This window comes from Methanocorpusculum vombati, assembly GCF_026891935.1.
Classification (GTDB): Archaea; Halobacteriota; Methanomicrobia; order Methanomicrobiales; family Methanocorpusculaceae; genus Methanocorpusculum; species Methanocorpusculum vombati.
The window spans coordinates 1-21,543 of record NZ_JAPTGC010000013.1 but is presented as its reverse complement, the minus strand read 5'-3'; the positions used below and the strand labels follow the sequence as shown (position 1 = coordinate 21,543).

The following is a 21,543-nucleotide window of genomic DNA, read 5'->3' as shown; positions in this document are numbered from 1 at the left end:
GATGAAGTTCGTCTGTCCGCTTGTGGTGGTAAAGGATATTGCCGCCTCGGTCCGGTTTTACCGGGAACTGTTCGGTCTTGAGGTGGAGTATGACTTCGGGGAGAACGTCTCGTTTGCCGGCGGTCCGGCACTGCAGTCCCTGGCTTCGTTTGCGCAGATGACCGGTGTTTCCGAGGAGACGATCTTCTGCCGCCCGCACAACATGGAGCTGTACTTTGAGGAGGAGGAGTTCGACGCCTTCGTTTCCCGCCTGAAGGCGATGCCGGATATCCGGTATGTCCACGATGTGGTTGAGCATCCGTGGGGACAGCGGGTTGTCCGCATCTATGATCCGAATCTGCACATGATTGAGATCGGCGAGAGTATGGAGGTCGTGATCCGCCGCTGTCTTGCAGGCGGGATGAGTGTGGAGGAAACGGCGGCGAAGACCCAGCATCCGCCTGAGATGGTGGAGCGGATCAAAAACTCCTGTCTCTGATTTGCGTTTCTTTATCTCATCCTGCCAGACTCCTCACTCACCCGCCTGCAATTTTCAGAAAAACACGTTCCGGAGAAATCAACTAAATCCTTTTGTGGCATCACAGTTCAGTGTTTTCCGTGGATATCAGGACGTTATGGGTAACACCGTTTCATCCGGAGAGTATATATTCCCTCAGACAAGACTGAAAGATCATCTAAGAGGTACAGAATCATGGGAAAGATGGAGAACAAAGTCGTCCTCATCACCGGCGGCGGAAAAGGTATCGGATTCGGCATTGCAACAGCATTCGCAAAAGAAGGTGCGAATCTGGTCATCACCGGAAGAACCGTGTCGCGGCTGGAAGACGCACAGAAGACCCTTGAAGCCTATGGCGTGTCGGTCCTGCCGGTTGCCGCCGACGGCGGACATGAAGACGAGGTGAAAGCTGCGGTCAGACAGGCAGTTGACCGGTTCGGGAAGATCGATGTGCTGATCAACAACGCCCAGGTCTCCGCCTCCGGCGTGATGCTTGCCGATCACACGAAAGAGCAGTTTGATCTGGCGATCAACTCGGGCCTGTATGCCGCGTTCTTCTACATGCGGGAGTGCTTCCCGTATCTGAAGGAAACAAAGGGAAGCGTCATTAACTTTGCATCGGGCGCCGGTCTGTTCGGCAAACCCGGACAGTCCTCGTATGCCGCGGCAAAGGAAGGCATCCGCGGCATGTCGCGGGTTGCGGCAACCGAGTGGGGACCGTTCGGCATCAATGTAAACGTCGTCTGCCCGCTGGTCTACACCGAGTCGCTGGATCAGTGGCGGCGCGAGTATCCCGAGGTCTACGAGCAGACCATCAAAGGTATCCCGCTCGGCAGATTCGGTGACCCGGAAAAAGACATCGGCAGAATCTGCGTCTTCCTTGCATCCGAAGATGCCGCCTACATCAGCGGCGAGACCTTCACCGTACAGGGCGGCAGCGGGCTTCGGCCATAACTTTTTTTTGCAGATCATTTCCGATCAGATCAATTTTATCTCTTCTTCTGTGATCCTTCCCGGTCCGGCACATCCTCTGTGTATGTCATATATGTCGTCATGATGTCACTCGATAATACCTTTTAAAAAATTAGTAACATTAATCTCTGCGAAATGTACAACTAATAGCACACATGAAGAATTTACAGCACAGGCTTTCCGCAGTTTGGGGACACAGCCCTGTCTATGGAAAGATTCTCAAAAGCTTCCTTATCTTCCTGGTGTCGATGTTTTTCCTTTCCCTCATTGTTTTTACGTTTGCCCGGCTTGCCCCCGGCGATCCGCTGGTGGCATTTTATGGTGACGCGATTGAAACCATGAGTCAGGCAGAGCTCGACGCCGCACGTATACGGCTCGGTCTGGACGGCCCGCTGCATATCCAGTACATCACCTGGCTCGCCGGTATCCTTGTCGGAAACTTCGGTCTCTCCCTGCAGTACAAAATTCCCGCGCTGGATGTTATTGCCCCGTTAATCGGCAACACTCTGATCTTAGGGGTAACCGCTTACCTTCTGGTATTTCTCTTCGCGCTCCTCCTTGCGGTTGCCTGTGCCCTGCATGAAGACAGTCTCTTTGACCGGCTCGTCTGTAAACTCGGTACAGTCACCTACTTTATCCCTGCATTCTGGCTCGGTCTGGTACTGGTACTGATCTTCAGTATCAATCTTGGCTGGTTCCCCAGCAGCGGCGCTTATGACTATGGTCAGAGCGGCAACCTTCTCAACCGCATTCATCATCTGATTCTCCCGCTGGTAGTCATGATCGCCAGCCACATCTGGTACTATGCCTACATGATCCGCAACAAACTCCTTGACGAGAACAGAAAGGATTATGTTCTGCTCGCAAAATCCAAAGGTCTCGGAAAGCAGGAAATTGTCTGGAAACATTCCCTGCGCAACATCGCCCCGACCATCATCAACCTCATGGCAATCTCCATCCCGCATGTCCTCAGCGGTACCGTCATCGCCGAAGCCGTCTTCAACTACCCGGGAATCGGAAACATGGCGGTCAACGCCGCAAAGTATCATGACTACAATCTTCTGATGCTGCTGGTTCTCCTCATCGGCGGCATGGTCATCCTCAGCAGTATGGCCGCCTATACGATCAACGAGGTCATCGATCCCCGCATGAAAGATACCGGAGGCAGCGTATGGGAGGAGTAGACGACAGCCGGTTCGTCGTTGTCGGCCCAAACTACCGGGAGTGGACGCCGGCTGCCGCGCCCCGATCGCGGTTTGCTTTCCTGCGCACCTATCCCTGGGTATCCATCAGTATCCTCGCGGGAGTTGTTCTCGGCTGTATCTTCGCTGACCTGATCTGTGTCCACGACCCGACGATGTACTACCTCGACCATCTCAACGAAGCACCCTCGCCTGAGTTTCTGTTCGGAACCGATTCACTCGGGCGCGACCTGTTCTCGGCGATCTGGTACGGCGGCCGCAGTTCCCTTGTTATCGGTATTCTGGGAATGGTCATCGTAACGATTATCGGTGTTACCTACGGCTGTGTCAATGGTCTTGTCAACACCAGGGGAGATATCCTCATGCAGAGAGTGGTGGAACTGTTCCACAGCATTCCGACCATTCTTCTCTGCATTCTTCTGATGGCGGTTTTCGGTACCCAGAACGTATTTTCCATCTCGTTTGTTATTGCCGTGACCTCCTGGTTTGCCCTCGCAAGAATTGTCAGAAGCGAGGTCCGGCAGATCCGGAACAACGAGTACGTCCTCGCCGCCAAAGCCATGGGTTCGGATTTCTGGCACCTCCTTCGCATCCATCTGGTCCCCAACATTATTCCGGCCATCATGTTCGTCGTCATCTCCAGCATCAGCGCCTGCATTACCATGGAATCAACCCTGAGTTTCCTCGGTCTCGGTCTGCCGCTGGACGTGCTTTCCTGGGGAAGCCTGCTCTCGCTGGCAAACCGCGCCCTGCTTCTCAATACCTGGTGGGTAATTATTATCCCGGGTGTTTTCCTCGTGGTAACCCTGAGCTGTATCACCTCAATTGCGAATTACTTCCGAAAAGAGTCAAACAAAAAACCGAGCAGACTCTGATATCATTCTTCTTTTTTGCTACCAAATTATTTTTATGTAATATTTATACCTCATTAACCACAATATCGTAATGCTTAGTGGGTGTGAATTTTAAAATTCGTATTACTCAAAAGCGTTAACTGTAGTCTCAATCTGGGATGTGAAATCTGTGAAAAAACGAACAACGCCATTTATTCTGTGCTGTATTGCTGCAGTGCTGCTTCTTACCATTTCTGCGGGTTGTGTTGGAACCAGCGGAACCACCGAAGATGTCTCGCTGAAAAACACTCTGGTATATGCAGGTGAGTCGGAAGACACGATCAATCCGGTTTTAAACAGCCACTCGGAACTTGCCGATCTCATCTGTTCGGGTCTGATGAAGTATGATGCAAACGGCAAACCGATCGTGGATCTCGCTGAATCCTTTACGTATGATCCTGCAACGATGACCTACACCTTCACGCTCCGAAAAGGAGTGACCTGGCATGACGGCAAACCGTTCACGGCATCCGACGTCGTGTTTACCTATGACGTGCTGATGCACGATGAGACGATCTCGTCCAGTGTCACCAGCAACTACGAAGACATTGCCTCCGTAACCGCACCCGATGACCACACGGTCGTCTTCAGAATGGGGGACACCAATGCGGCAATGCTGGATTACTTCACGATTGGTATCCTGCCCGAACACCTGCTCAAAGGAAAGGACATCAACACGGACTCCTTCAATCAGCATCCGATCGGTACCGGCAAGTACCGGTTTGTTGAGTGGGATACCGCCGGCGGTATGATCATTCTTGAACGCAACACCAACTACTACGGAAAAGTTCCAAACATTGAGCGCGTCATCTACAAGACGGTCGCGGTCGAAAGCACGAAAGCAACCATGCTCTCCACCGGTGAAGCAGACCTTGCCTGGCTGAACGCAAACTACGCAAAAACGTTCCGCGGCAATCAAAACTACAAAAACATCGACTTCAAGACCGCCGACTACCGCGGAATGTCCATGGACTTCCGGACAAAGTTCTGGCAGGAGAACGGGGACTCGATTGGCGTACTGAACTATGCAATCGACAAACAGGCCATCGTTACCAGTGTTCTTGACGGAAGGGGTGTTGCAGCCTTCAGCCCGATTCAGTTAAGCGACTACGGAGGAAACCCCGCAGCCGATATCTACCCGTATGATCCTGCCCTGTTTGCACAGGAAATGGAAAAACTCGGATGGGTGAAAGGCAGTGACGGCATCTACGAACGCAACGGTCAGAAGTTCCACTTCACCATTCAGGTCCGCGGTCATGAAGAGGAACGTATCGATATTGCCAACCTCTGTTCCCGCATGCTCAAAGAAGCAGGTGTTGACATGGAGATTGTTGTTGTTACCAAGTTCGAATGGGACAAAGGATACAACGGTTTCCTCTCCGGTTACGCTGCCCAGTTCGATCCGGATATGGTGTATGCAAACTACGTTACCGGCGCAAGTGACAACACCATGCAGTACTCCAACGCCGAGGTTGACCGCCTGCTCACCGCCGGCCGGCATGAGACCGACACGGAGAAGAGAAAAGCTCTCTATCAGGAGTTCGAGACGGTCTATGCGAAGAGTCCGGGCATTGTGTTAACCGCATACCTTGACGGTAACTACGTCAGTATTGCCGGTCTTTCCGGTCTTGACACGACCCGTGTCCTCGGACACCATGCGGTCGGTGTTATGTGGAACATTGAAGAGTGGACCCTCTCCAAATAATTTTTCTTTTTCACCAATGGCCGAAATATTAGAAATCAACAATCTCTCGATTCATTTCGATACGCCGGATGGTGAGGTCTGTGCAGTTCGGGGTGTCGATCTCTGTGTGAAAAAAGGAGAGATCCTCGCAATTGTCGGGGAGTCGGGCTGCGGAAAGACGGTTCTTTGTCAGTCGGTGATGAAACTTCTTCCCAAGAACGCCAAAATCGTTTCCGGTACGATCACGGTTGACGGAACGGAGATCACCGGATGTTCGGAGAGAGAGATGCGCAACCTTCGCGGGAATCTTTTTTCGATGATCTTTCAGGACCCGATGACCACCCTGAACCCGACCATGCCGATTGGAAAACAGATCACCGAAGCGGTACTGAAACACAGCAACGTAGGCAAAGATGCGGCAAAAGCACGTGCTCTGGAACTGCTTGAACTGATCGGTATCGATGACCCCGTTGTCCGCTACGATCTGCAGCCGCATTTCTTCTCCGGCGGGATGCGGCAGCGGTGTGTTCTTGCCATCGCTCTTGCTTCCAATCCCAAGATTCTGTTTGCCGACGAACCGACAACCGCTCTTGACGTGACGGTACAGGCAAAGATTCTGGATCTGCTTGTGGAACTGCGGGACAAACTTGGTCTTACGATTGTGTTCGTCTCCCATGACCTTGGTGTCGTTGCCCGGATTGCCGACCGCGTGGCAATTATGTATGCCGGAAAGATTGTGGAGATCGGGCAGGTGGACGAGATCTTCTATGATCCCCGTCACCCCTATACGTGGGGACTGATGCAGTCCCTGCCGTCCGTGGCACGGGAAGGCGAACCGCTGCACTGCATTCCGGGCATGCCGCCCGTGATGCTGAATCCGCCGGAAGGCGATGTGTTTGCGTACCGCAATGAGTATGCGTTACAGATTGATTATGAGGAGATGCCGCCGTTCTTTGCGGTCTCCCCGACCCACGCCGCGGCTACGTGGCTGCTGGATCCCCGTGCACCGCAGATACCCTCTCCCGTATCCCTGCGGCGGAAGGAAGGTGTTCCGAAATGACCGCCACACCGGTTCTGGATGTTGTCGGGCTGGTCCAGCACTTTCCGATCAATCGTTCCGTAACTATCCGGGCGGTTGACGGTATTGATTTTTCCGTGGACGCCGGTGAGGTCTTCGGCATCGTCGGCGAGACGGGGAGCGGCAAGTCCACCGTTGCAAAAAGTATCCTCGGTGTCAATGCAATTACCGGCGGCGAGATTTACTTTAAGGGAAACCTCATCTCCGCAAAACATCTCCCCAAAGAGGTGAAGGATGATGTCCACCGGAACATGCAGATTATTTTTCAGGACTCAGCCGCCGCTCTCAATCCGCATATGACGGTTGAGGATATCGTTGCCGAGCCCTTACTGGTGAATCGTGTGTATGCTTCCCGCGAGGAACGGGAAGAGCGGGTGCTGGCCTGTCTTGCTCAGGTCGGGCTTTCCGCTGCCTACCGGCACAAGTATCCGGGTGAGCTTTCCGGCGGGATGCGGCAGCGTGTTGCCATTGCCCGCAGTATTGCGATTCGTCCGGATTTGATTATTGCCGACGAGCCGATTGCCTCTCTGGATATTTCCATTCAGGCACAGATTGTTACCCTGTTCCAGCATCTGCAGAAGACGGAAGGGTTTTCCTTCATCTTCATTGCCCATGATTTATCGATGGTCCGGTTTCTTTCCACCCGCATTGCGGTGATGCTGAAAGGAAAGATCGTGGAACTTGCACCGACAAAAGAACTGTTCCAGCATCCGCTGCATCCCTACACGGCGTCGCTGATCTCATCGGCACCGGTACCGGACCCGGATCTGGAACGAAGCAGAACCCGTCTTGCCTATGATACCTCGTTGTTTACCGGCGAAGGAGTACTTACCGAGGTGTCGGACGGTCATTTTCTGCTGATGTGAGAGAGAACTATGCATGATGAAACAATGAAATCAGAGATTGCCGAGAGGTGGACTGCCGGTTCGAAGGAGTACGACCGTCATGTCTCTCACGGCATTCACCGTACCGAGGAGAAAGATGCGTGGATTGCGGTACTTGGCAGTGTTCTGCCGAAACAGCCGCTCCGGATTCTTGATGTCGGATGCGGGACAGGAGCAATGGGACTGCTGCTTTCGGAGATGGGTCATACCGTTACCGGTATTGATCTTTCTGCGGGAATGATGGAGGTCGGCAGGACGAAAAATGCCGAGCTCGGCCTTTCGATGACCTTTCAGGAGGGAGATGCAGAGAATCCGCCGTTTGCGGATGAGACCTTTGATGCGGTGATTAACCGGCACCTTCTCTGGACGCTGCCGCATCCGGAGACGGCCCTTGCAAACTGGTACCGGGTTCTCAAACCGTCGGGCACGCTCATCGTGATTGATGGCCGGTGGGATGACGGTTCGTTGGTTTCTGCGATGCGCCGCAAACTCAGTCTGGGTATTGCATGCCGGCTGGAGAAACATCCGCACGGTTCCCACGAGTATAGTGCGGAGCTTCGGTCAAACCTGCCGAATGTCGGCGGAATGCCGCAGGAGATGGTTGAGGAGCAGTTCAGACGTATCGGTCTTTCCGCTGTCCGGACGCAGAGTCTTGCGGAGATTCTTGCGATTCAGCGAAAGGAGATGACCTGGTATGCAAAGATTGCCCCGCAAAGTCCGTATTATCTGGTCTCCGGAACGAAGCCTGCATCAGCAGCCCCGGAGGAGTGATTCCATGAAGACCAGCAAAATTCTGTATCTTGCATGTTGTGCGGCTGCAGTTTTTCTTCTGTGCGTCAGTGCCGGGTGTATCGGCAGCGGCGGGGACGATGATTCTCTGAAGAATACGCTTGTGTATGCCGGCGAAGGTTCGGATACCCTGAATCCGGTCATAAATGACCATACCGAACTTGTGGATCTGATCTTTTCCGGTCTCATGAAGTATGATGCAAATGCAAATCCGGTTCCGGATCTTGCGGAGTCCTGCGTTTATGATTCCGATACCAAGACGTACACGTTTTTGCTGAAGAAGGGTGTTGTCTGGCATGACGGCAAGCCGTTTACTTCGGCGGATGTTGTGTACACCTATGAGCTTCTGGCGCTTGATGATAATTTTATCTCCAGTGTGAAAAGCAATTATCAGGATATTCTCTCGGTCAGCGCACCGGATGAGTACACGGTCGTGTTTGTGATGAAGGATCACAATGCAGCGATGCTCAGTTACTTTACCCGCGGGATTGTGCCGAAACATATTCTTGCGGGACAGGATGTTGCCACCAGTCCGTTCAATCAGAATCCGGTGGGAACCGGCAGGTACAAATTCGTTGAATGGGACCGGGCGGGTAACATGATCGTTCTTGCGCGAAATACGGATTACTATGGTCAGGTTCCGACTATTGAGCGCATTATCTATAAGGTGGTGGCGTCGATGAACCTGAAGACGACGATGCTTACCACCGGCGAGGCGGATCTTGCCTGGGTGAATGCAAATTATGCGAATACGTTCCGGGGAAATGCCGGATATCAGAACTTTGATTTCCGGAGTGCGGATTACCGGGGCATTTCCATGAACTTCAACCATGCGTTCTGGAAGAACAATGCCGATTCGGTTGCGGTGCTGAATTATGCAATTGACAAGAATGCAATTGTGCGCAGTGTGGCACACGGGCACGGGTTTGCTGCATACAGCCCGATCCAGTTAAGCGAGTATGGCGGGAACACGAATGCTGACATCTATTCCTATGATCCGCAGAAGTTTGCCCGGGAGATGGAAAAACTCGGATGGGTGAAAGGCAGTGACGGTATCTATGAACGCAATGGGCAGAAGTTCCATTTTACCTGCCATGTGAATGCAAACGAGGAGGAGCGGGTCGATATTGCGAATCTGTGTGCCAAGGGACTGAAGGATCTCGGAGTTGATATGGAGGTGCATGTTCTGGCGAACTGGAATTTTGCGGCATATGATAGTTTCATCTCCGGATATGCCTGTGAGTTCGATCCTGATATGATTTATATCGATTATGTGACCGGTGCGAGCAATAACAACATGGCATACTCGAATGCCGAGGTGGACAGACTTCTGACGGCAGGCCGTCATGAGACGGATCCGGAGAAGCGAGCTGCGATCTATCGGGAGTTTGAGGAGACGTATGCGAAGCAGCCGGGTGTTGTGTTTATCATGTACCTTGATGCGAACTATGTCGGTATTCCGGGTATCCGGGGTATTGATACGACCCGTGTTCTCGGACACCATGCGGTTGGTGTTCTGTGGAACATTGAGGAGTGGACACTGTCCAGATAATTTTTCTTACCTTTTTTTTGGGAAAGATCCGATTCATGGTATCGGAATGCAGTGTTTTCTGCGGAGCCGGACAGGCGGTTTTTTTTTCTCCGTCCCGTTTTTACAAAGTGCTGCCCATACATTCGTTTTCTGGCTGCAAATGATCGTCATGCATCGAATAGTTGCCCACAATTCGCGGGAAGACAGGAACTGCGCAGAAGAAAAAAACATCACGGAATATCGGGTCTCCGGCCTTTGCGGGCAACACCTTTTACAAAAGAATGTATTTATACTATTGTGTGCTACTAATTATTGTTAGTATCATACGATGCTATTGCCTGCATACGGAGGTGATCGGTTCAATCGGACAAAACAGTGTACACACCATGCCAGACTGCCGGATGCTTTACCCACACAACACACATCATAATTCCCTGCATCCGGCCGGTCAGCAGATACTATTTTCTTTTTCATACCAGTACTTCATGATACTGATATCCGGCCGGCAATCCCCTTGCCGGTTTCTTTTACGGCGCGTGAAACACTCCGGTCTCTGCGATGACGTCCCGGTACAGGTTTTTGCCGGTGAGAACCGCAGTTATCTCCACCGGTTCGCGTCGGGGAAGGGAGATCTTTCCGTTGGCCTGTACGGTTTCGTGCTCGCGGCAGTCGTCGAGAGGAATTGTCACGGAATCGTATACTTCCCCGCCGGTCCGCACGGTTACCTCCAGCCGGAGGCCGTGTGAGGTGCCGGGTCCGAGGTTTTCCCCGGTTGCGACCATGCGGTAGACTGCTGTGTCCCAGGTGGAGGTGTCGGGTTCTGCGGTGAACTCAAGGTCCATTACGGGCCGCTGGTCCAGTGCAAGCACCTCAACCGCAGCGCCGGCAAACTCTTCCGGCAGATCGCCGATGTCCCAGCCTTTGGCGGTGGTCTCCTGATAGTAGTAGCGCGTGCCGTTGTGGAGATAGTACGTGCCGTCAAACATGCCGTCGCCTGCAATGCCGACCGCCATGTGCTGCGGAAGTTTGAGGAGCACGGTGCCGTGTCCCATCTCATGCAGTACCGAGGCGATGAGGATTGCCACGTCCTCGCAGTCGCCGCCTTTGTCCACGAGTGTTTCCAGGGGGTAGCGCGGATATTCTTCTTTACCGGTGGTCTCCGGGTCTGAGGTGTAGGGAAGCGACTGTACGAATGCAATGAAGTTTTCAATGGTTTCCCGCCTGTCGTATCCCGCATCCTCACCCATCGCGGTAAATGCACCGGCGATCTCCCTGACGTATTCCCGGTCGTGATCCGAGAGCGCGTAACGTACATAGTTGCTGTTTCTGGTGTGATCCTGCGTCCGGAAGTACTGGTATGCGGTTTTGGGGATGTCGATGCAGTAGGTATGGTTTGTCCCCTGATATGTCCAGGAAAATTCGGAGCGCAGCATTCCCCATGCAGGAGCGGGAAGAGGTACCGGAGTTTCTGCCGGGGTGGTACTCTCCGGTGCCGGCGGAACCGGTTCGGTCATGTCCGGTGACGGGGCGGGCTGGGGTTCCGGAACGTAGGTGATGCAGCCGGCGCTGAGGCCTGCGAGAACAAGAACTGCGAGAATGACTGCGAAAGAACGGCGGGAGGACTGCACAGTATGAAATAATATGCCGCAGAAGAGATAAGACTTCTTGAATGTTTTCAGAAAAGAAGTGGACCCGAAGGGAGTCGAACCCTTGATCTCCGCCATGTCAAGGCGACGTCATAGCCTACTAGACCACGAGTCCACGGGTGTTTCGCACCTATGTGCTCTAATACATACGACATTCCCAAATATAAATATTTTCAATGGATGTGCCGCAGAACGGTTCCCGATGGCATGATGTGTGTCATCATCCATAGGACAAAGATATATGCAGGGAAACAGTAAGCTACTCATCAGGGACAGCATGCCCCGGAGATGATGATTCATGAAACTGCAAGGTAAAACTGCAATAATTACCGGCGGGTCACGCGGTATCGGATATGCGATTACGGAGGCGTTCATCCGGGAAGGGGCACGGGTTGCGGTCTGCGGAAGCAGACCTGCATCCGCGGAGAAGGCTGCCGAAAAACTGCGTGCCGTGTATCCTGCTGCAGATATTCTCCCGCTCGGTGTGGATGTGGCAGACAGTTCGTCCGTTTCTCTGATGGTGGATGCGGTGATGAAGAAATGGGGGCGCATTGACATTCTCGTGAACAATGCAGGTGTTACGGCGGCAAAACCGATCACGGAGATGAGTGATGCGGACTTTACGGATATGCTGAACATCAACCTCGTCGGTCCGTTTCTGTGTACGCGGGAGGTTGCCCGCGTGATGATTGCGCAGAAAGGGGGGAGCATCATTAATACAAGTTCAATGGTCGGTACCTACGGCGGCAGAAACCAGACGGCGTATTCGGCGTCGAAGTTCGGGGTAAACGGCCTGACGAAGTCCTGCGCCAAGGAACTCGGACCGTTTGGTATCCGGGTGAATGCGGTTGCGCCGGGTGTGGTCGGAACGGATATGGTTGCGGCGTCGGTGACCGATGCGATGATGGCCGCAATGCAGGCGATTACCCCGCTCGGCAGAATGGCAGATCCGAAGGAGCTTGCCGGAGCGTATGTGTATCTTGCATCCGATGATGCGTCGTTTACCACCGGGATGATTCTTCCTGTGGACGGCGGTATTGTGATGTGAGGGGAAATACTCTAATTTCCTGTCCTTACTATACAGATAACCGATGGGTAAAAAAGAGGAGGTATTCTCAGTCATCGTAACATTTGTGCATCTTACCGATAGTACCAAAAAGATACACACGAACAACCTTTTTCTCTTCGTTGATTCGATAGAGCACCGTATAGGTACGACTGATGTGCAGGCGATATTTATTCTCAGAGAGTTTTTCCTTATCCCCACTATGGCCGGGATAGGGATTTTCCTCTAATGCCCACCGAATTTTCTTTGTACAGAAGTCATAATCGGTCGGGGAGAGCTTTTCTAATGCCTCCTGAGCAATTTCGGAGACACAAACAATAAATGTCACACTATCTTGTGTTTCTCCTCGTACCGTTTCCGAGATTCATCAAGGGTGATGTAGTGTTTTTCCGGTTCTTTTTCCCACTCATCAACCTGCTTGTCCAGCTCCGCCATATCGATATCGTCAATGCACGGGATATCTGGATGTTCCATTTCCCTTTCCAGTGCGGCGATTGATGCAGCAACCACATCCCCATATGTCTGTTTCCCGCGCCGCAGCGATACGATTTTCCGGTGAACGTCTGGAGTAATGGTTATGGTTTTTTTGTTTCCGTTTTTCTCCTGCACCTGCATGATATCAGATAATGGGGAGGGGGAGATAATAGGTTTTTTGCATGGGATAGATTCAAATTTTCTTAGGTGAAGTATCATTGAATACACCTGACGAAAAGATTCGGGACGGTGTGAGTTCTCCGGATCGGGATCATCTCCCGGATAATCCCCCGGATCTTTTCTATCAGCTTGTCTGTGCGTAGCGTACTCCTGAGTACCTGAACCCTGCGGTTCAAAGACACCGCCGGAACTTCTCTTTCAAAAAAAGATTCACGAAAAAATAAAAAATTATTTTTCCGATTTACTCTTCACTCTCTTCATACGGAACAGCTCTTCGCGTTCCATCTCATCGAGACGCATCTTGATAAAGTTCCGTGCCTCGATCAGCTCCGGAATCACCTTGAACTCCAGTGCATTCACACGGCGTTTGGTTCCTTCAATCTCGTCAAGGAGACGCTTCATTGTCGTCTCAAGTTCGGCGGAGAGAATAATCGTCTCCACCAAATCCTCGAATGCCTCCGCCGCCTCATCGATAGCGGACGATGTTCCGAGAACACCGTATCCGCGGTCGGTGAGCGTCTTTTTGACACTCCTTGCCTCGATCTTCGGCACAACAACACCCATGATGTTCTTGCTCTTGAGATCGATCTGCGGGCTCTCGGATGCCGAGAATGCCGCAGCTTTCACTCCGATACTTCCCTCCACAGTTTCTGCGATTGCAATCATTTCCTGTGCACGGGCGTACTTGACAGCAAGATCATTGCGGAGATCCTTTGCCTCCGCAAGCACCTTGAAGAACTCAAGGATAAGTCCATCGCGCTTCATTTTCAGAAGCTTATAGCCCCGCTCCGATAACTTGATCCGCTTTTTGAGGTTGATCAGTTCAGATCGGGTCGGCTTCACATTCAGCGCCATGGCAAATCACTTCCGGTAGTTCGGGTGGTAGGTCTTGATCAGGTCACGGTCGATACGCTTCTCCAGCTCGCTCTCCGGCAGCTGAACAAACATGTTCCAGCCGATGTCAAGCGTCTGTGCAATCGTACGATCCTCATCGGAACCCTGACGGACGAACCTGTTCTCGAAGTCGTCAGCGAATTCGAGGAACTTCTGGTCACGCTCGGAGAGTGCGTCCTTTCCGACGATGGCAACAAGGCCGCGGAGGTCAACACCCTCTGCGTACCCGGAGTACATCATATCCGAGACCTTCTTGTGGTCTTCACGGGTTAAGCCTTTACCGATACCGAGGTTCATCAGACGGGACAGGGACGGCAGCACGTTGATTGGCGGGTAGATACCCTTACGGTGCAGTTCCGGCGAAATAACGATCTGGCCTTCGGTAATGTATCCGGTAAGGTCCGGAATCGGGTGGGTGATATCGTCACCGGGCATGGTGAGAATCGGAATCTGGGTAACCGAACCCTTCAGGCCCTTGATGATACCGGCACGCTCGTAGATGGATGCCAGATCGGTGTACATGTATCCCGGGTAACCGCGACGACCGGGCACTTCTTCACGGGCAGCGCCGATCTGACGGAGTGCTTCACAGTAGTTGGTCATATCGGTTAAGATAACCAGCACGTGGTAGCCGAGTTCGTAGGCGAGATATTCTGCGGTGGTCAGTGCGAGACGCGGGGTAACGGTACGCTCGACAGCAGGGTCGTCTGCAAGGTTCAGGAAGACGACTGCACGTTCCAGTGCGCCGGTTCTCTCGAAGTCAGCCATGAAGTAGTTTGCTTCTTCCCGGGTGATACCCATTGCAGCGAATACTACGGCGAACTCTTCGGTGGATCCCGGCACTTTTGCCTGACGGGCGATCTGCAGTGCAATCTCGTTGTGCGGGAGACCTGCGGAGGAGAAGATCGGAAGCTTCTGACCACGGACGAGTGTGTTGGTTCCGTCGATGGTGGAGATACCGGTCTGGATGAAATCACGGGGTGATCCGCGGGCATACGGGTTGATTGCAGCACCGTTGATGTCAAGGCGTTTGTCGGGGACGATGTCCGGTCCGCCGTCGATGGGTTTTCCTCCTCCGGAGAGGATACGTCCGAGCATGGTCTTGGAGACCGGCATCTTGAACGTTTCGCCGAGGAAACGGACACCGGTGTCGCGGCCGAGACCGGTGGTGGTTTCGAAACACTGGACGACGACGAGGTCTTCGGAGGTATCGAGAACCTGTCCGCGCTTGAGTGTTCCGTCGGGCAGAACAAGACTGACCTGCTCTTCATAACTTACCGGTTCGGTCTTCTCAACGAAGAGCAGCGGGCCGGCAACTTTGGAGACTGTCTTATATTCTTTCATGGTTATGCCCTCAGTGCTTTGAATTCAGCGTCCATCTCTGCGTAGATCTTGTCAAGGACTGGTTTGTATTCCTTGGTGAACTTGATCTGCGGCATCTCGTTCTTTGCTTTGACGGCAAGGATCTGTACCGGCGGGACGCCTGCTGCCTGTGCGGCGTAGGCGAGGTCTGCGTAGGCTTTGATCATCTTGAACATGTCAAGCTGTTTTTCGAGACTGCAGTAGGTGTCAACCGGGTCGAAACCGTTCTGCTGCAGGAACAGTTCACGGATCATACGTGCAACTTCGATGGTGATCTGTTCTGCTTCCGGCAGTGCGTCGGATCCGACGAGCTGGACGATTTCCTGAAGTTCAGCTTCCTTCTGGAGGATTTCCATGAACCAGCTGCGCAGTTTGTTCCACTCAGGCGAGACTTTTTCGTCGTAGTAGTCGTTGAGCTGCGCCATGTATAAGGAGTAGGACTGCAGCCAGTTGATTGCCGGGAAGTGGCGTCTGCGGGAGAGGTTTGCATCCAGTGCCCAGAAGACTTTGACGATACGGAGGGTGTTCTGGGTAACCGGTTCGGAGAAGTCTCCGCCTGCGGGGGATACTGCACCGATAACGGAGACAGAGCCGCTGCCGCCGGCAAGCGGCTGGACAAGTCCTGCACGCTCGTAGAACTCGGAGAGTCTGGAGGAGAGGTATGCCGGGTATCCTTCTTCACCGGGCATTTCTTCGAGACGGGAACAGATTTCACGCATTGCTTCTGCCCACCGGGAGGTGGAATCTGCCATGAGTGCGACGTCGTAGCCCATGTCACGGAAGTACTCGGCGAGAGTGATTCCGGTGTACACGGATGCTTCACGGGCTGCCACCGGCATGTTGGAAGTGTTTGCGATGAGGATGGTTCTCTCCATGAGGGAGTTTCCGGTCTTCGGGTCGGTGAGTTCGGGGAACTCAGTCAGCACTTCGGTCATTTCGTTGCCGCGTTCACCGCATCCGATGTAAACGACGATTTCTGCGTCGGACCATTTTGCCAGCTGCTGCTGGGTGACGGTCTTTCCGGATCCGAACGGGCCGGGGATTGCGGCTGTTCCGCCTTTTGCGATCGGGAAGAGTCCGTCAAGGATTCTCTGACCGGTCAGAAGCGGGATGTTCGGGGTGTGTTTTTCGACGTACGGACGCGGGACACGAACAGGCCAGCGCTGCATCATGGGGAATGCTTCGCCTGAGTCAAGTTCGATGATGATGTCATCGACGGTGAAGTTTCCTGCTTTGATGTTTTTGACAACGCCGCCTTTTGCGTTCGGCGGGATCATGATTTTGTGCAGGATACTGCGGGTTTCCTGTACTTCACCGATGATCTGTCCGGGTTTGACGGTTGCGCCGGCACTTACGACGGGCTTGAATTCCCACTTCTTTTCGTGGTCAAGTCCGGGTGCGGTGACTCCGCGTGCGATGAAGTTGCCCATCTTTTCGATGAGGACTTCCAGCGGACGCTGGATACCGTCGTAAATGCTGGTCAGCAGTCCGGGACCCAGCTCGACTGCGAGCGAGAGTCCGGTGTTTATGACGGGTTCTCCCGGGCGGATGCCCGTGGTGGATTCATAGACCTGAATGATGATATCTTCACCATCGATCTTGATGACCTCACCCATCAGCTCCTCGTTGCCGACCTTGACCACATCGTACATGTGGGCGTCAAGGTCGACTGCAGTGACCACAGGTCCTGCAATGCGTTTGAGTATTCCTGGTTTATTACTTACTTCCACAAATCAACACCCACCGAACGCTTTATACGCTCTCTCAGGGAGAGACCTGCCTCCTGGCCGCCAATGGTTACAATGGTCGGTTTGACGGAGTTTTCAATGGTTACCTGCAGACGACGCGGGATCTGTTCAAGGTCTGCGCTCTGAAGAACGAGAATGCCAACTTCGGGATCGTTTAAGACACGGGTGATGGTCTCGGTCAGTTTCTCCGGAGTTTCTGCGGAGTACGTTTTGCGTACGCCCGCAAGCTGGAATCCAATGACGAATTCCTTGTTTCCAATAACTGCGATTTCCATTACATCACCAAGTATTTTTCAAGGACCTCGGGTGCTAAGCCTGCTTCTTTGCCGCGGGCGAGTGCACGGAGGTTGGCTACTTCATACTTCTTTCTTTCGAGGTAGACGAGCAGCGGAGAGATTGAGAACGGGTTGCGTTTGGAGACGTTGTCCATCTGATTGAGCTGTGCAGCAATCAGCATGCCTTCAATTGCGTAGATCGGTTTCTTTTCTCTGAGTGCTTCGAGTGCCTCGATGAGTACAGGCGACTTGATTTTCTTTTTGAGTGTGTCGACAACTTCGTCCAGGCCTGCGACCGAGCAGAGACGCTCGAGTTCGTCGGCATGGTACGATCCGCCCTCGATCCAGATGTCCAGTGTGTTTGTGTCGGGTTTTCCCTGTGCACGGATTCTGAAGAGGTTGGTGATATTTTTGATGTCGATTTCAAATGTGACGTATTTTAAGAACGGTAAGCCGCCTTTCATGCCGCCACGTGCTGCTTTGATCAGCGTCGCGTAGTAGTACTTGTAGAGTTCGTTTTCGAGTTTCCCAAAGGAGTGGGTCTCGAGTGCTTCTGCGAGTCCGGCACTGAGAATTGCTGCCATCTGCTTTTCGGGCAGGGTTTCGACAATTCTTTCGATGCTGGTTTCGGTGAGCAGGCGGTCGAGCATTGCTGCGTCGAGTTCGCCGGCCGGTACAAGTACTGCCCGGATCTTTCCGTCGGAGAGACCCTGGACTTTTCCACGAAGGATAGTCAAGATGTTTTGAATATCCCATTTGTGCAGGTAATCACGGGTAAATCCTTTCATCTCGCCGGGTGCGAGTGCGATGACCCGCTGGTATTCTTTGGCGAGGTTCCAGGACATGGCGTTTTCGATGAGGTCTACTCCGGTGAATGATGCGGAGAGTTCATCGATTTCGCGTTTGTACTCCATCTCCTCAATGAGTCGGGTAAACTCGGGGAGACCCATGTTCAGCATGCGGAGATACTCTTCCCGTGGGATGAGTTTTGCTTTGCGTACCCGCATACGGGTTGAGACATAGATGTATGGAGCAGGACCGCTCATTACCTCAGTCATTGTTTGTTTCCCTCACTCGTTTAGGAGTTTGCTCCAAACAGTATCTCCGATGCGTCTTTGAGGCTTGATTCCCATACTTCGCCCATGAAGGTGCGGTAGGAGAGGTCAAGCGTGAGCTGGCCATCGGCGCTCTGTACTACGACACCGCCGTCGATGTCGGTGATTCCTCCGAACGTAAATCCGGAAAGGGTCTTCAGTTCCGCAAGAGCTGTTTTGACAGCTTCTTCGTCACGCGAGTTGGCGTATACGGTTCCTTCTTTGATCTGTTTTACAGCGTCTTTCAGAAGGGAACGTACGGCTTTTGCGTGGACGTCGGCCGGAAGGTTTGCGATTTCGTTTGCGGCTTCGGCATAGACTTTGTCGAGCAGTTCCTTTTGTGCGTTGAGCTGGTCGCGTTTTACGACCAGGTTTGCGGCAGCGACTTCACGGATCATGATGCGGTCTGCCTGGAGAGCGGCATCGGTTTCTGCGGCGATGCGGATCTCTTCTGCACGTTTGGTTGCGTCGGCAACTATGGTCTTTGCTTCGGCTTCTGCCTCGGATTTGATCCGGGCGGCTTCGCGGTCACCCTTTGCCCTGATTTCGTCAACTACAACCTCGAGTCCCATGATTTGCACGAGCCTCCGCTTTACTGGAAGAGCAGCAGCAGTGCAATCACAAGACCGAAGATGACGATGGTTTCGGGAAGCACGGTGAAGAGAAGGGCGAGACCGAACATGTCGCGGTCTTCTGCGGTTGCTCCGACTGCGGCTGCTCCGATACCCATTTCACCAAGACCGGTTCCGACGCCGGCGAGACCGACTGCGAGACCTGCACCGATTGCGGTGTATCCGGATGCCATTGCCTGTGCTGCTTCAACTGTCATAGTTTCAATTGCCATAATTTTTACTCCTCTGAGAATTTGCGTTTAAGTCCGAACGGATTGTACTTGATGCCTCCACCAACGTAGAATTTGGTGAAGAATTCAACGTAGTGAAGACGAATCGAGTGGAGACCTCCACCAAGGATACCAAGACCTACGTTGAGGGCGTGTCCGCATATGAAGATGAGGACGCCAACGATTATCATTATTACACCGACTGCATCGAGGTGTGCAAGGGCGGGGTCGATGAACATACCAAAGGAGAGGTAGTTGACGACCATGGCGATTGCAACGGACGACAGACCGACTGCGGCGATACGACAGAAGGAGAGTACGTGCGAGATGATTGTCGGGATTTCCATTAAGTCGAGTACATTTTCCTGCGCGAGGAAGATGCATCCGAGTACGAGCAGAATGAGTCCTCCGAGAGCTGCGACGGAGAATCCGGGAGCGATCAGGGGTGCGGTGGTGAGGTCAGGCATCATGCCGACGATTCCAAACATCTGTTCCATCGAGAAGAAGGACCAGACGAGGATTAAGAGACCCCAGAGGATGGCGATCCATCCGAACTGTCCGAGGATTGCTTTGCTCCGGTGTTTGCCGGGGTGATCCATTCTGTAGTGGTTGATCATGCCAAAGATGCGGCCAAGCGTGATGTAGGCAATGCCGAACCATACGGACATGATTAACATGGGCATGGCGTCCGGCCCGGTTGCATGCGCTGCGGCGTCTGCTCCGATGGCTAAGTGGCGCTGGAAGATGATGGCGTGCCACGGCAGGGCATATCCTAAGAACTCGCTGTAGAGCAGTCCGAAGAATATGGTTGAGATACTTGAGCCGACAAGGATTTTGATTAGGTTTTTACCGCCTTCTCCTTTGAACATTGCCAGTTTTCTGGCGAAGAGTGCAAGGATTAAGAAGATGATACCGTATCCTACGTCACCAACGATGAGTCCGAAGAAGATCGGGAACATGATGGCGAGTATGAGTGTCGGGTCAATTTCGTTGTATCTTGGGCGTGCATAGACGTCCATGAAGAGTTCAGTGGGCTTTGCGAACGATGGGTTATTGTACTCCACCGGAATTGCTGTTGCGTCGATTTCATCGTCGTCAACAGTTACGTATACGCGGCCACCGGTTGCTTGGTTTAAGCCCGCGGTTATTGGTTCGATGTGATCTGCGGGGACCCATCCATCGATGACGAATGCTTCCTCGGTTGTTGCGAACCTTAACGGGGCTTCTGCTCGTTCCACATCGCCGGACAGTACTTCGTCGCATGCGGCGAGTAAGTCGGCGTATTTTGCTTTGAGCTCGGTAATTTTTGCGTTTGCGTTGTCGAATGCGGCTTTTGCCTGACTCTGGCCGGCGGTGTATTTGTCCACTGCGGCCTGGACGCTTCCGGTTTCGTTTGGAATGGTGACGGACTGGAAGCCGGCGTCAGATAGGGTGCGTTCGATTTCTGCGACATCTTTGGTTTCGGCGAATACGACGATGAAGTTGCCTTCTTTGCGTGCTGCATAGTATTTTTCATGCGGGACGCTTAGGTCAATGTCGTGGTCGATGTATCCGGCGATTGCAGTGATGCTGTCGTAGCCGCGGTAGAGATCCATCTCGAGCGGTACGAGTGCAAAAGGTCTGAGTTCAGTGATGCGCTGTTCGCATTCCCGGATGCGGGATTCTGCAGCCGATCGTTGTACCGTGAGGTCGTTTACTTCTGCTTCGATGGCGGGAAGTTCACGCTCAATTGCTTGTCGGATCGTTGCTACAGGACGCTTAGGGACGTCGAAGAGCGTTTCAGGGCTTGTCTGGAATACGTTTTCGATGGAACGTATTTTGAGGAGGCTGGTGGAGAGTTCGCCGGCCCCTTCGAGAGGGGTGCCTAGACGAACACCTTCATAGCCTTCTTTGCCCTGGTCTACAAAATCGGTGATGTGGAAGACTCGGTGACGGTATAGTTCAGTCACAACTGACGCCATCTGCTCTTTAGGCGCTGCAATGAGCAGATGCGTCATCGGTTTAGGCTGAAACATGCAGTTTCTCCTTAAACCGTTCTACAAACAGCGATGCTGCCTGGGGGAGTTTTTTGCTTCCCTGTGCAATGGTGGCGTCGGCGTCTGTTTTGCCTTGTTCCACGATTGCGGCATGTTTTGCTGCTGCAACATTTCGTGCATCTGAAAGACGCTGCTTTTTGTAATCCTCGGCAACGGTTGTTGCCTTGGCAATCAGGTTGTCAGCTTCGAGCCGGGCGTTTGCAAGAATCTGCTCACGTTCGGTCTGGGCTGCAGTGATCGTGGATTTACATTGGGCTTCGGTTTCTTTGATGCTTTTGAGAACCTCAGTTTTCATCCAACCCTCCTCTCACGGCAACATAATATTAGGTGAGCATTAGTGTTTATACTTACGTTCTTTGGTTGCGGCAGGTAGGGGGTCGGGGTATGAAGGGAGGGGG

Annotated in this window: 22 protein-coding genes and 1 tRNA gene; 10 read left to right on the top strand and 13 right to left on the bottom strand. The window is 52.9% G+C overall.

What is annotated here, in order from left to right:
- The first annotated feature begins 1 nt into the window (after position 1).
- The 9 genes from O0S09_RS08525 to O0S09_RS08485 all read left to right on the top strand — a co-directional run bounded on the left by O0S09_RS08525 (position 2) and on the right by O0S09_RS08485 (position 9,550).
- On the top strand, positions 2-478 hold the full coding sequence (locus O0S09_RS08525) for a VOC family protein (protein ID WP_268923548.1): 477 nt from the start codon (positions 2-4) through the stop codon (positions 476-478).
- A 213-nt stretch (positions 479-691) separates the two neighbouring features.
- Positions 692-1,450 (top strand): SDR family NAD(P)-dependent oxidoreductase, encoded by a 759-nt coding sequence (locus O0S09_RS08520; protein ID WP_268923547.1) that lies wholly within the window; start codon positions 692-694, stop codon positions 1,448-1,450.
- 173 nt (positions 1,451-1,623) lie between these two features.
- Complete coding sequence (locus O0S09_RS08515) at positions 1,624-2,652, top strand: ABC transporter permease (protein ID WP_268923546.1); 1,029 nt, start codon at positions 1,624-1,626, stop codon at positions 2,650-2,652.
- Positions 2,640-3,545, top strand: a complete 906-nt coding sequence (locus tag O0S09_RS08510) for an ABC transporter permease (protein WP_268923545.1) — start codon at positions 2,640-2,642, stop codon at positions 3,543-3,545. The genes O0S09_RS08515 and O0S09_RS08510 overlap by 13 nt, the downstream gene beginning before the upstream one ends.
- Before the next feature lie 148 nt (positions 3,546-3,693).
- On the top strand, positions 3,694-5,268 hold the full coding sequence (locus O0S09_RS08505; protein WP_268923544.1) for an ABC transporter substrate-binding protein: 1,575 nt from the start codon (positions 3,694-3,696) through the stop codon (positions 5,266-5,268).
- Positions 5,269-5,284: 16 nt separating this feature from the next.
- Positions 5,285-6,307, top strand: a complete 1,023-nt coding sequence (locus O0S09_RS08500) for an ABC transporter ATP-binding protein (RefSeq protein ID WP_268923543.1) — start codon at positions 5,285-5,287, stop codon at positions 6,305-6,307.
- Positions 6,304-7,191 carry an ATP-binding cassette domain-containing protein gene (locus O0S09_RS08495; RefSeq protein ID WP_268923542.1) on the top strand — a complete coding sequence of 296 codons (888 nt, stop codon included), beginning with the start codon at positions 6,304-6,306 and terminating at the stop codon, positions 7,189-7,191. Before O0S09_RS08500 ends, O0S09_RS08495 begins: the two co-directional genes overlap by 4 nt.
- A 9-nt stretch (positions 7,192-7,200) precedes the next feature.
- Complete coding sequence (locus O0S09_RS08490) at positions 7,201-7,980, top strand: class I SAM-dependent methyltransferase (protein ID WP_268923541.1); 780 nt, start codon at positions 7,201-7,203, stop codon at positions 7,978-7,980.
- Positions 7,981-7,984: 4 nt separating this feature from the next.
- Positions 7,985-9,550 carry an ABC transporter substrate-binding protein gene (locus tag O0S09_RS08485; protein WP_268923540.1) on the top strand — a complete coding sequence of 522 codons (1,566 nt, stop codon included), beginning with the start codon at positions 7,985-7,987 and terminating at the stop codon, positions 9,548-9,550.
- 506 nt (positions 9,551-10,056) lie between these two features.
- Here O0S09_RS08485 and O0S09_RS08480 read toward each other — a convergent pair.
- Positions 10,057-11,157, bottom strand: a complete 1,101-nt coding sequence (locus O0S09_RS08480) for a hypothetical protein (protein WP_268923539.1) — start codon at positions 11,155-11,157, stop codon at positions 10,057-10,059.
- A gap of 59 nt (positions 11,158-11,216) precedes the next feature.
- A tRNA-Val gene (locus O0S09_RS08475) sits at positions 11,217-11,290 on the bottom strand.
- Positions 11,291-11,473: 183 nt separating this feature from the next.
- On the opposite strand from O0S09_RS08475, the gene O0S09_RS08470 reads away from it, so the two are divergent.
- Positions 11,474-12,223 (top strand): SDR family NAD(P)-dependent oxidoreductase, encoded by a 750-nt coding sequence (locus tag O0S09_RS08470; RefSeq protein ID WP_268923538.1) that lies wholly within the window; start codon positions 11,474-11,476, stop codon positions 12,221-12,223.
- A gap of 67 nt (positions 12,224-12,290) precedes the next feature.
- Here the strand turns inward: O0S09_RS08470 and O0S09_RS08465 are convergent, their stop codons facing one another.
- The 11 genes from O0S09_RS08465 to O0S09_RS08415 all read right to left on the bottom strand — a co-directional run bounded on the left by O0S09_RS08465 (position 12,291) and on the right by O0S09_RS08415 (position 21,440).
- Positions 12,291-12,569 (bottom strand): hypothetical protein, encoded by a 279-nt coding sequence (locus O0S09_RS08465; RefSeq protein WP_268923537.1) that lies wholly within the window; start codon positions 12,567-12,569, stop codon positions 12,291-12,293.
- Entirely contained in the window at positions 12,566-12,934 is a 369-nt protein-coding gene (locus O0S09_RS08460) for a hypothetical protein (protein ID WP_268923536.1), read from the bottom strand. Before O0S09_RS08460 ends, O0S09_RS08465 begins: the two co-directional genes overlap by 4 nt.
- Before the next feature lie 189 nt (positions 12,935-13,123).
- Positions 13,124-13,750: a V-type ATP synthase subunit D gene (locus tag O0S09_RS08455; protein WP_268923535.1), complete on the bottom strand. Its 627-nt coding sequence runs from the start codon at positions 13,748-13,750 to the stop codon at positions 13,124-13,126.
- A gap of 6 nt (positions 13,751-13,756) precedes the next feature.
- A complete protein-coding gene (locus O0S09_RS08450) occupies positions 13,757-15,133 on the bottom strand; it encodes a V-type ATP synthase subunit B (RefSeq protein WP_268923534.1) in 1,377 nt (458 codons plus the stop codon).
- Positions 15,134-15,135: 2 nt separating this feature from the next.
- Positions 15,136-16,881 (bottom strand): V-type ATP synthase subunit A, encoded by a 1,746-nt coding sequence (locus tag O0S09_RS08445; RefSeq protein WP_268923533.1) that lies wholly within the window; start codon positions 16,879-16,881, stop codon positions 15,136-15,138.
- Positions 16,872-17,174, bottom strand: a complete 303-nt coding sequence (locus O0S09_RS08440; RefSeq protein ID WP_268923532.1) for a V-type ATP synthase subunit F — start codon at positions 17,172-17,174, stop codon at positions 16,872-16,874. Before O0S09_RS08440 ends, O0S09_RS08445 begins: the two co-directional genes overlap by 10 nt.
- Positions 17,174-18,232 carry a V-type ATP synthase subunit C gene (locus O0S09_RS08435; protein ID WP_268923531.1) on the bottom strand — a complete coding sequence of 353 codons (1,059 nt, stop codon included), beginning with the start codon at positions 18,230-18,232 and terminating at the stop codon, positions 17,174-17,176. Before O0S09_RS08435 ends, O0S09_RS08440 begins: the two co-directional genes overlap by 1 nt.
- 20 nt (positions 18,233-18,252) lie before the next feature.
- Positions 18,253-18,840: a V-type ATP synthase subunit E family protein gene (locus tag O0S09_RS08430; RefSeq protein WP_268923530.1), complete on the bottom strand. Its 588-nt coding sequence runs from the start codon at positions 18,838-18,840 to the stop codon at positions 18,253-18,255.
- A gap of 20 nt (positions 18,841-18,860) precedes the next feature.
- Positions 18,861-19,112, bottom strand: a complete 252-nt coding sequence (locus tag O0S09_RS08425) for an ATPase (protein WP_268923529.1) — start codon at positions 19,110-19,112, stop codon at positions 18,861-18,863.
- 5 nt (positions 19,113-19,117) lie between these two features.
- Entirely contained in the window at positions 19,118-21,124 is a 2,007-nt protein-coding gene (locus tag O0S09_RS08420; protein ID WP_268923528.1) for a V-type ATP synthase subunit I, read from the bottom strand.
- Positions 21,111-21,440: an ATPase gene (locus O0S09_RS08415; protein ID WP_268923527.1), complete on the bottom strand. Its 330-nt coding sequence runs from the start codon at positions 21,438-21,440 to the stop codon at positions 21,111-21,113. The genes O0S09_RS08420 and O0S09_RS08415 overlap by 14 nt, the downstream gene beginning before the upstream one ends.
- Positions 21,441-21,543 lie beyond the last annotated feature (103 nt).